11 protein-coding genes are annotated in these 9,872 nt (G+C 60.5%); 6 read left to right on the plus strand and 5 right to left on the minus strand.

What is annotated here, in order from left to right; all coding sequences use genetic code 11:
* On the minus strand, window positions 1–528 hold a 528-nt coding region (locus QT222_RS12780; protein WP_491477396.1), incomplete at its 3' end, for a DEAD/DEAH box helicase family protein.
* 117 nt (window positions 529–645) lie between these two features.
* Between QT222_RS12780 and QT222_RS12785 the strand changes: the two genes are divergently transcribed.
* From QT222_RS12785 to QT222_RS12795, 3 genes are all read left to right on the plus strand, one after another.
* Entirely contained in the window at window positions 646–795 is a 150-nt protein-coding gene (locus QT222_RS12785) for a hypothetical protein (RefSeq protein ID WP_491477397.1), read from the plus strand.
* Between the two features lie 139 nt (window positions 796–934).
* Window positions 935–2,056 carry a pyridoxal phosphate-dependent aminotransferase gene (locus QT222_RS12790; protein WP_491477398.1) on the plus strand — a complete coding sequence of 374 codons (1,122 nt, stop codon included), beginning with the start codon at window positions 935–937 and terminating at the stop codon, window positions 2,054–2,056.
* 130 nt (window positions 2,057–2,186) lie between these two features.
* Window positions 2,187–3,752 carry a Na+/H+ antiporter NhaC family protein gene (locus QT222_RS12795; RefSeq protein ID WP_004056740.1) on the plus strand — a complete coding sequence of 522 codons (1,566 nt, stop codon included), beginning with the start codon at window positions 2,187–2,189 and terminating at the stop codon, window positions 3,750–3,752.
* 28 nt (window positions 3,753–3,780) lie between these two features.
* On the opposite strand, the gene QT222_RS12800 is transcribed toward QT222_RS12795, so the two are convergent.
* From QT222_RS12800 to QT222_RS12810, 3 genes are all read right to left on the minus strand, one after another.
* Window positions 3,781–4,542: an Lrp/AsnC family transcriptional regulator gene (locus tag QT222_RS12800; RefSeq protein WP_491477399.1), complete on the minus strand. Its 762-nt coding sequence runs from the start codon at window positions 4,540–4,542 to the stop codon at window positions 3,781–3,783.
* Window positions 4,543–4,618: 76 nt separating this feature from the next.
* Window positions 4,619–5,032: a DUF5367 family protein gene (locus QT222_RS12805; protein ID WP_004056738.1), complete on the minus strand. Its 414-nt coding sequence runs from the start codon at window positions 5,030–5,032 to the stop codon at window positions 4,619–4,621.
* A gap of 69 nt (window positions 5,033–5,101) precedes the next feature.
* On the minus strand, window positions 5,102–6,118 hold the full coding sequence (locus QT222_RS12810) for a CapA family protein (protein WP_004056737.1): 1,017 nt from the start codon (window positions 6,116–6,118) through the stop codon (window positions 5,102–5,104).
* Window positions 6,119–6,289: 171 nt separating this feature from the next.
* On the opposite strand from QT222_RS12810, the gene QT222_RS12815 reads away from it, so the two are divergent.
* The 3 genes from QT222_RS12815 (at window position 6,290) to QT222_RS12825 (ending at window position 8,265) form a co-directional block, all read left to right on the plus strand.
* Window positions 6,290–7,489 (plus strand): ABC transporter substrate-binding protein, encoded by a 1,200-nt coding sequence (locus QT222_RS12815; protein WP_004056736.1) that lies wholly within the window; start codon window positions 6,290–6,292, stop codon window positions 7,487–7,489.
* Between the two features lie 165 nt (window positions 7,490–7,654).
* Window positions 7,655–8,083 carry an ester cyclase gene (locus tag QT222_RS12820; RefSeq protein ID WP_014732338.1) on the plus strand — a complete coding sequence of 143 codons (429 nt, stop codon included), beginning with the start codon at window positions 7,655–7,657 and terminating at the stop codon, window positions 8,081–8,083.
* A 38-nt stretch (window positions 8,084–8,121) separates the two neighbouring features.
* The gene (locus QT222_RS12825; RefSeq protein ID WP_155844681.1) at window positions 8,122–8,265 is read left to right on the plus strand and encodes a hypothetical protein; all 144 of its coding nucleotides are present in this window, start codon (window positions 8,122–8,124) and stop codon (window positions 8,263–8,265) included.
* A 244-nt stretch (window positions 8,266–8,509) separates the two neighbouring features.
* On the opposite strand, the gene QT222_RS12830 is transcribed toward QT222_RS12825, so the two are convergent.
* On the minus strand, window positions 8,510–9,685 hold the full coding sequence (locus QT222_RS12830; RefSeq protein ID WP_004056734.1) for a redox-regulated ATPase YchF: 1,176 nt from the start codon (window positions 9,683–9,685) through the stop codon (window positions 8,510–8,512).
* Window positions 9,686–9,872 lie beyond the last annotated feature (187 nt).

The raw sequence follows: 9,872 nt of genomic DNA on the forward strand, positions 1-9,872 counted from the left end.
CACGTCGTCAGCGCGGAGATACGCCGAGTCGTAGGTCGAGACCGTAATCGCCTCCTGCGTCTGTTCGCCGCCGCCGAAGCGACCGACAGGCACGTCGAACTCGGTTTCGAGTTCACGTATCCACTGGTCCTGAAGGTCGATAGTCGGGACGACGACCAGCGTCGGGACCGAGTGGGCAGCCATCGCGGCGACAGCGATGACCGTTTTCCCCGCGCCAGTCGGGAGTTCCACGACGCCGCGACTGTCGGCATCGAGCCACGAATCGAGGGCGGCCCGCTGGTACTCGCGGAGGTCGTAGGTGGTCGAAAGTGTGAGGTTCGCGGCGGCGGCAGGCGCAATTCGGTCCTCGAAATCGACGCCAGCGGCGGCGAGGGCATCCCGGAGTCCGGCGTAGGACATCGCGGGCGCTCGGTAGCCGCCGCTTCTCGGGTCGGCTTCGACGCGCGGCCGGTCGCAAAGCGCGGTGTCGGCCTCGGCGTTCTCGGTCTCGACGTGGACGGTTCCGTCCTCGAATCGGAGGGTCGTCACTACCGGCGGGTTGGCGAGGCGCGGTGATAAATCGACGGTCCCGAATGCGGCGATAAACCGACACTCCTGTGGACGATGGCCGAAGGTTCAAATCCGATGACGGGGCAACGAACCACCATGAGCGACGAACTCGAAGCTGCCGTGGCGAAGTTCCTGAACGACTACAAGCGGGCGATGACGGAGTACGAGAAAGGCTACGCCGACGCCGACGCGACCCTGTCGGTCGTCGATTCGCACGTCGACGAGTTACGCGAGGCACAGGAGTAAGTCCGGGTAGTCGCAGACAGTGTGTCGGATGGTGGTTCGCCCAATTTCGACAGTGTGTGACAGACATGTCCATAAATCGAGTAGTTTGCGTCGCCCATGCGTGGGAAGAACTATCCCGGATGCCGACACCGGATAGAATATGACGCACTTCTCCAACCGGGTGGAGCAAATTTCCATCAGCGGCATTCGCGAGGTATTCGAAGCGGCGAGCGAAGACGCCATCAACCTCGGGCTGGGACAACCGGATTTCGCGGCTCCCGACCACGCCAGACAGGCGGCTATCGACGCCATCGAGTCGGGTGAGGCGGACGGATACACCGAGAATAAGGGCATCCTGAGCCTCCGCGAAGCGATTGCCGACAAGCACCGTCGCGACCAGGGCGTCGACCTCGACCCCGACGACATCATCGCCACGGCCGGTGGCAGCGAGGCGCTCCACATCGCCATCGAAGCCCACGTGAACGAGGGCGACGAGGTCATCATCCCCGACCCGGGGTTCGTCTCCTACGATGCGCTGGCGAAGCTCGCGGGCGGCGAACCGGTTCCCGTTCCGCTTCGTGACGACCTGGCGCTCGACCCCGCCGACGTGGAAGAGGCCATCACCGAGGATACCGCAGCGTTCATCGTGAACAGTCCCGGCAACCCCACGGGAGCGGTCTCACCGCCGGAGGACATCGAGGCGTTCGCCCGCATCGCCGACGAACACGACGTGCTGTGTATCTCCGACGAAGTGTACGAGTACACCGTCTTCGAGGGCGAACACCGCTCGCCAATCGAGTTCGCGGAAACCGACAACGTCGTCGTCGTCAACTCCGCGTCGAAGCTCTTTTCGATGACCGGCTGGCGTCTCGGCTGGGTCTACGGTTCGTCGCGCCGGGTCGAACGCATGGTTCGGGTCCACCAGTACGTGCAGGCGTGTGCCTCCGCACCCGCACAGTTTGCCGCCGAAGCGGCGCTCACCGGCCCGCAGGACCGCATCGACGAGATGACAGAAACCTTCCGCGAGCGTCGTGACCTCGTCGTCGACGGACTCGAAGACATCGGTCTGCACGTCCCGACGCCGAAGGGCGCGTTCTACGCCATGCCCGAGGTTCCGGAAGGGTTCGTTCAGGAGTGTATCGACCGCGGCGTCATCGTCGTCCCCGGCGAGGCGTTCGGCGAGAACGGATACGGCTACGCGCGCCTCTCCTATGCGACCGATACCGAGTCGCTTCGAGAGGCTATCGAGGTCATGCGCGAGGCGTACGACACGGTGGCCTGAAACCGAGAGACGGCTGAGGCCTGTCGATTGGAGGAATGGACCACGATAGGGTGGCACATTCAATACGTCTGATTCTTCGTGTTCGAAGTGGAAACTCTTAACTTAGAAACCCCGAGACAGGACATTTGTCATGTCCGCAGAGACATACGGGATTATCAGTCTGCTCCCGGCGCTTTTCGCCATCATAATGACGTTGGCGAGCAGACAGGTGCTCCTGTCACTTTTTACTGGTATCTGGATAGGTGCGACCATTCTGGTGGGATGGAACCCTATTGGTGGGGCGGCATACTCCCTTCAGTTGGTCATCAACAGTGTGACCTCGTCGTTTAACAGCAAACTCCTCTTGTTTACGTTCCTCTCGGGTGCGATGCTCGGGATGATCTTCCTCTCGGGTGGGATGAACGCGCTCGCAAATCGCATCATCGCTCGAATCAAGACGCGGAAACAGGCGGAATTGGGCACGGGCATCCTCGGGATGCTCATCTTCGTCGACTCCTACGCGAGTACGATGATTACTGGGTCGGTGATGCGGCCAATCACCGACAAGTTCGACATTAGCCGCGAGAAACTCGCGTATCTGCTCGACTCGACCACCTCGCCCGTGGTCAGCGTCGCCGTCGTCTCGACGTGGGTCGGCTTCGAAGTCGGCCTCATCAGAGACCATCTCAGTTCGATTTCCAGCGTCGATAAGAGTGCGTTCGTGGTGTTCCTTCAGAGCATCCCGTTCCGCTTTTACAGCCTGCTCGCGGTCACTCTCGTGTTCATTCTCATCGTGATGGACTGGGACTTCGGCCCGATGAAGCAGGCAGAAGAGCGCGCAAGAAACGAAGGGAAAGTCCTCGGCGACGACGCCGACCCCCTCATCGAGACGCGCGAAGAAGACATTGTCACGCCCGACCACGTCGATGCGCGCTGGTGGTACTTCGCCGCGCCCATCGTTTCCCTCGTCGCCGTCACCGGCTTCGGCCTGCTTTACTCCGGTGGGTGGCCGTCGAAGGCTCCCGTCGAAGCGCTGAAAGGTGCGGCTACCGCAGACGCAATTCTCTGGGGCGTGTTCTCGGCGTGCGCGCTACTCCTTGCGATTCTCGTGGGCCACGCCCGCGTCGAACTCGAAGACGTGAGCGACTCCATCTTCGAGGGCTTCAAGATGGTCATATTCCCCGTCGCCGTGCTCTCGCTGGCGTGGACTATCGGCTCTGTCAGCGAAGCGCTCGGCGTCGGTGACTACGTCGTCAGCATCTCGCAGGGCATTATCACGGCCCCAATGCTGCCCGCAGTCGTATTCATCACTGCGGCCATCATCTCGTTCGCTATCGGCACGTCGTGGGGGACGATGAGCATCATGTTCCCCGTTGTGATGCCGCTCGCGGTCCAACTCAGCGCGCCGCTTGCGGGTGCGACCGGCGCGATTCTCACCGGGTCGCTGTTTGGTGACCACTGTTCGCCTATCAGCGACACGACGGTTATGTCGTCGATGTTCGCCGGTGCGGACCACGTCGACCACGTCAACACACAGATTCCGTACGCGCTTCTCTGCGGGACAGTTGCGACGGGCCTGTTCCTCGCAAGTGGGTACGGCGTCAATCCGCTTGTGCTGCTTGGCGTCGGTGTCGTCACACTCTTCGTCGCCGCGTACTTCCTCTCTGAGCACGCTGACGTGAGCGTTCCGACGACGTTCGGGTCCTCGTCGGACTAACGCGAAGGCTTCCGACGAACGCGATTTTTTACGCGGTGTCGGACGAATCAGGAGACGAAAAAAGCTGAATCGGCGCTTCGTCGACAGCGCCGCGGGAAAGCAGCGTGACCGCGTCGTCCGGTTCGATTGTGGTTGCGCCGCGCGGCGTGAGCGCGTCGTCGTCGCGTTCGATAGAGACGACGAGCACGTCGTCATCGAGCAATTCGTCGTCGCCAATCTCCCCGAGTGTGCGACCGACGATTGGCGCGTTGTCGGCGACGACGAGTTCGACTATTTCTGAGCCGCCTGCGAGACTGACCACGTCAGCTAACGCTCCGAATCCGGGGCGCTCGTTCGGTCCGAAGGGGCTGTAAGGTTCGAACGACTCGCGCCGGACGAGGTTTTCGTCTTCGATGTCGAGACCGAGATTCGAGAGTTCGCGGCCGATGCGCGTCACGTCGTTCATGTCCTTGCCGACCGCAAGGACATGCAGGTTTCCGCGTCCAGAAAGCAGTTCGCGGACGTTGACGACGCCGGAAATCTCACGAACGAGCGTGGAGAGGCGCTCGCGCTCGGGGACCGGCGCAGTACAGACAAAGAGGTTTGTGAACCGGTGACCAGTCCGCTCGAAGTCGACATTAGCGTGATATCCGGAGATGATACCGTAATCTTCGAGTTGACGGATGCGGTTGCGAATCGTCCCCGGAGAGACGCTCACTTCGTCGGCAATCATCGGGGCCGAAGTCCCGCGTGCATCGTCCATCAACGCGTGGATGATCACCCTGTCAATCTCGTCGAGACGATAGTCCATACACTCCCGTCTCCTTCGAGGTCAAACAGGCTTCCCGTTTGCCGGTCGGGGGGCAGTGACGGTCCGGTAGCCGACGCTACCGAGCCACGAATCCTGCGACCAGTACCGTCGCGTAGGCTAACAGCAGCAGACCTCCGAAGAGACCGGCGGCGGCGAGGCTCATGTTCGGATAGACCACGGAGAACAGGGAGGTCGAGACGGCGTCGATGAGCATCCCTGGAACGACGAGGAGCACCGCAGCCTCGCGCTTCGCTCCACCGGAAAGACCGCGCCATCGGAAGATACCGACTGCCAGCGTCCACATCACGGGAACCGTCAAAGCGAACACAGCCGTCACGAGGAGCGGACGAGACGGGTCCAATACGAGTTGCCCGACGATTCGGAAGACGAAGCCGGCCATGAGTGCAACCGCAAGTCCAATGCCGAGAAGGATGCGCGCCTCGGACAGCGAGAGCCGAGTCGACGTGACGACCTGGGAACCAGTTTCCATACTCACTGTACGTGAACCAGTAGTATCAGCGTTCGCTGCGAACGGACCAAAGAGAGGTCCGCCTCAAACCTAAGAATCCGCATCCAGGGACACGCGCAATCCGTCTCCTTCGGTCTCGAATTCCGTATCGAACGACTCGGACCGCGTTCGCATCGTCTCGCGTGCCCACGAGGCGACAGCGGGGGGTGCACGGTGGACGGCGAAATCGTCGATTTCGGTCGGGAGCAAGCGAAGTTCGAGGAGCCGACCGTCCGAAGCGACATCGAACACGAAGAGGAAGCTCCGGTCGTTTCGAAGGTCCCCGTCGACAACGTAGTCGTCGACGAAGTCACCGGTGTCGTAGAGAATCGCCGACCCGTCGTACACCTCGACGCCCTGAAACACGTGCGCGCTGTGGCCGTGGAGGATATCGACGCCTTGGTCGACCAACCAGTGTGCGAACTCTTGGAACGACGACGGCGGATACTCGCGCATGTTCGGCCCCCAGTGCAGCGAAGCGATGAGAAGGTCCGGAACATCTTCAGCGGCGGTTTCGAGTGCGCTCTCGACACGTTCCAGACACGCTTCGTCGTCGGGGTCGATATCGACGTAGGCCGTGCCGGGAGCGTCGTCGGTGGCAGCGTACTCCGGCGTATTATCGGTGAACGAGACGAACGCCACGTCCAATCCGGCGACCTGAACGCGGGTTGGCGTCCACGCATCGTCCTCGGTCCGACCGGCCCCAGAAAACGAGATATCTGCCCCGTCGAGCGCGGAAAGCGTGTCTTCGAGCGCGACTGCCCCGTAGTCGAGGACGTGGTTGTTCGCGAGCGTCAGCCACGACACATCCACGTCCTGCAGGGCTGGAATCACCCACGCCGGGTCGGCGCGGAAGTGAAACGGGCGGTACGTGAGTTCCCATTTACTCCCGCGGGTCGAAAGACAGCATTCGAGGTTGATGAAGAGACCGTCGAGACCGGCGAGTTGCTCACGCATCGACCCCCACACCGCTTCCGGCGGTCGATGCTGTTGTTTCTCGTTTACGAGTCGGCCCAGCATCACGTCGCCGGTGAATCCGAGCCTGACGGACTCAGCTACGCGGCTCATACTGGACGAGAGGTGCGCGACGACTGTGAAGGCTTGTCAGGAATTCTGAAACGATGGCTGGCAGGCGAGACGTTCGCCGAGTGAACCCGCAGGTTGGCTGCTTCTGCGAGCGCCGACGCAGTCGGACATACAGTTCAAAAATCTTTTAATATTTTAGGTTGGCCTAAAATTATGGCAAATGACAATACGGTTCGTGACGCGCTGACCCGCCGTGATTACGTGAAATACGGTGGTGCAGCCATCAGTGGCGGCTTACTCGCTGGTTGTACGAGTGATGGTTCGCAATCAGCGACGGAGCAAGACACCGCAACGAGTACATCGACTGCAACAGCTACCGAGCAAGGTACGAGCGAAACAACGTCAACAGAGACGTCGTATTCTGTCACGATAGAACCGACGGGCGAAGTGACGTTCGACGCAGTTCCGGAGACGTGGGTCGCCGAGAACGCGAGTTGGGCCGATATGGGCGTCGCTCTCGGGATGGACAAGCCCAGTGCCGTCGTGCTTACTGGTGAGTACCGTACCTGGCACTACGAGGACATCCCCGGACTCTCGACGAGCAAAGACGAAATGGTCTCACTCTGGCAGGACGGCATCTCGAAGGAACTCTTCCTCGAACTCGATGCAGGCGTCCATTTCATCGACCCGAACTATATGACTAATCTCATTCCGAACTGGAAACGCTCCGATGTTGATGAGATGAGCGGTCAAGTCGCCCCGTTCTGTGGGAACACGAGCTTCTCGACCTACTCCTGGCACGAGGACTACCCATATTATAGCCTGTACGAGGCGACCGAGAAAGTCGCGCAAGTATTCCAGCGGATGGACCGATATCGGGCCCTCAAAGCGCTTCACGACAACTTCATCAGTGAAGTGCAAAAACGGCTCCCTCCGGAGAGCGAACGACCCGCGATTGCACTTTTCTCCCCTGCCTCGAAGGAGCCTGAGAAGTTCTATCCGTATCGGCTGGGCGAGACGACCGCCTACAAGCACTGGCACGACCTCGGTGTAAGCGACGCACTCGCCGGAACGGACATCCAGAGCTTTACGTCCGACCGTGGGTCCATCGATTACGAACCACTGCTGGAAATCGACCCGGGGATACTGATGTTCTACACCGACAGGCACTGGACGCGCTCGGAGTTCCGAGATACATACCTCTCTTTCCTGCAAGACCACAGTACGGCGAGTCAACTGACGGCAGTCCAAAACGGGGACGTCTATCCTGCAGGCGGGATGTATCAGGGTCCGATCAGCAACCTCTCAAAAACCGAACGTGCCGCCAAGCAGTTGTTCCCTGACGAGTTTTCGCAGGATGAGCAACTCTACGACCGACAACGCCTCGCGGATATTAGAGACGGGGCGGTGTAACCGCAACGAAGGCATACCCGAGATGGAGTTGCTGCGTGTCTTTGTTCCAGACCATCTTGAAATGAATCAGCCGCACTGTTAGATTGTGAAGTCATCGTGAATTCGACTCGAGGAAGAACTGGCATTGGGGGAACATGTTATACTTACTGGGAGCGTATGACTGATATGACAACTGTCGAACCCGATTCAAAGGAAGTCGCTCGCCGCTACGTCGAGGTGGTATGGAACGACGGCAACACAGAAGAAATGGACGAAATACTCACCGACCACCAGGTATACCACGACCCTACGGGAGACGGAGAGGAACCACTCTCAGAATTCAAGGAATTCATCGAGGGGTACCATCAGGCGTTTCCGGATCTTCAGTTCGCAGTGGATGACTACATCGCTGAGGACGATCTGGTCTCTTTTTGGGGCCGTGCGACCGGAACCCACGAGGGGCCATTCATGGGTATCGAGCCAACGGGCAACCGCATCGATATCATGGGAATCAACGTCGTCCGTGTCGAAAATGGGAAGATTGCCGAGCGCTGGGCGAACTTCGACATCTTCGGCATGCTCCAGCAACTCGGACAAGAACCCCTCACCGGATAGCACCAGGGCACGAACAGCAGGCGTTCCAGACGCCGATATTGGGTGTTGCCGACGACATCTGCGGTCTCCACGCCCAACGTTACTCCTCTGCACAGTTGTCACTCTGGGCTCGTCCCGACGGACTTGAGCCGGACGTGCTCGACCGAGCGCTCTGGGCGGAGCGGGCGCTCGTCAAGATGTGAGCAATGCGCGAAACGCTCCACTCCCTCCCCGCTGCTGAGTACCTGCTGTGACGAGCCATGCTCGGCGAGTATCAGCAGTACCGGAAGGTGAGTTGATTAAGAGAAAACTGGCCATCATCCAAAACGTTCATTCCCGAATCGGAGGATTCTGTATAGCGATATTGAGTTTATCTGTTCCGAAGCAAACGAGAATCTGTCCCGATATAGGCAACTTAAACCCGCAGAAAAGACAATTGTCTGACTATTAATTCGCCGTCGAGACGATTTTGATGACGTCGCCCTCGCTCAGTTCGTGGTCTTCGGCGATGCGGCGTTTCGAGCGGGCGTCGACGGCGTGGAGATAGCCCTCACCGATGTCGGAGTGGACCGCGTAGGCGAGGTCGTGAGGGGTCGACGCACGCGGGAGCAGAAAGGCGTCGGGAAGAACGTTCCCGGTTCCGTCGGTCCATTTCGACTCGTTTTGGACCGGGTAGACCGTGATTCGGTCGAGTACGTCGTAGACGGCGGTGTCGATGGCTTCCTGAGTGCCGGTGCCGCCGTGTTCGGCCATCAGGTCGCGGATTCGTTCGAGACCCTTTTGTTGTGCACCGCTCACGTCGCCACGGAGTTCGAAATCGTCGTCGCCGGGGTGGTAGTCGATGATACCCGCCTCTCTCGCCCGGCGAAGGGCGAGTTCGCCGTCCGCCGTCGCGGCGATGACCGGCTTACCCGTTTCGGCGAGTCGTTCGAGGTTCTCCTCGGGTGCGATGTCCATCTTGTTGGCGACGAGGACGATGGGCTTCGTCCGCTGGCGAATCGCGCGGGCGAGTGTGACGCGGTCCTCGTCGGTCCACTCACGGGGGTTCGGCGGGTATTCGAGGTCCCGCAGGACGGCGGCGATATCGTACTCACTCGCACCGACGCCGGTCAGGAGGTCCGCAAGCGCGTCGTCCATGTCGAAATCCGGCGAGCGAGACTTCCGGACGACTGTCTCCCAGTTGCGGTGGACGATACCGGCCAACCACTGTTCGAGTTCCTCTTCGATGAAGTCGACCTCCTCTACGGGGTCGAACGTCCCGACTTCGACGGGTTCGCCCTCGGCGTTGGTTCCGCCGGAGGCGTCGACGACGTTGACGATGGCGTCGGCATTCGTGAGTTCGTCGAGGAACTGATTGCCAAGCCCGCGGCCTTCGTGCGCACCGGGGACCAGTCCAGCCACGTCGACGAGTTCGACCGGAACGTATCGAATGCCGTCCTCGCAGTTGCCGCAGCGCTCGTCACGGTCCAGACACGGGCATCGAGTCCGCGCGTGTGTGACGCCGCGGTTCGCGTCGATGGTCGTAAAGGGATAGTTCGCTACGTCGACCTCCGCAAGCGTCGAGGCAGTGTAGAACGTCGACTTGCCGGCGTTCGGCTTACCGGCTAACGCGAGTGAGAGCATATGCGTGGACGAACGTCGTCAACGGGGAAAAACACTCGCCGTGGCGACTGAGAAAACTGGGAGACGAAGGGGAGACACCGCGCCGGGGCGCGGTCAGGTCGACAGTCGTCTGAACGCAGCGCGGCCGACGGCGTACATGCCGCCGCCGAGAACTGCCAGCAGGCCGCCGAAGACGACGATATACGGT

The organism is Haloferax sp. s1 (assembly GCF_058382125.1).

Coding starts and splice junctions, on each gene's coding strand:
- QT222_RS12785 (WP_491477397.1), top strand. CDS start 646: ATGAGCGACGAACTCGAAGCTGCCGTGGCGAAGTTCCTGAACGACTAC.
- QT222_RS12790 (WP_491477398.1), top strand. CDS start 935: ATGACGCACTTCTCCAACCGGGTGGAGCAAATTTCCATCAGCGGCATT.
- QT222_RS12795 (WP_004056740.1), top strand. CDS start 2,187: ATGTCCGCAGAGACATACGGGATTATCAGTCTGCTCCCGGCGCTTTTC.
- QT222_RS12800 (WP_491477399.1), bottom strand. CDS start 4,542: ATGGACTATCGTCTCGACGAGATTGACAGGGTGATCATCCACGCGTTG.
- QT222_RS12805 (WP_004056738.1), bottom strand. CDS start 5,032: ATGGAAACTGGTTCCCAGGTCGTCACGTCGACTCGGCTCTCGCTGTCC.
- QT222_RS12810 (WP_004056737.1), bottom strand. CDS start 6,118: ATGAGCCGCGTAGCTGAGTCCGTCAGGCTCGGATTCACCGGCGACGTG.
- QT222_RS12815 (WP_004056736.1), top strand. CDS start 6,290: ATGGCAAATGACAATACGGTTCGTGACGCGCTGACCCGCCGTGATTAC.
- QT222_RS12820 (WP_014732338.1), top strand. CDS start 7,655: ATGACAACTGTCGAACCCGATTCAAAGGAAGTCGCTCGCCGCTACGTC.
- QT222_RS12830 (WP_004056734.1), bottom strand. CDS start 9,685: ATGCTCTCACTCGCGTTAGCCGGTAAGCCGAACGCCGGCAAGTCGACG.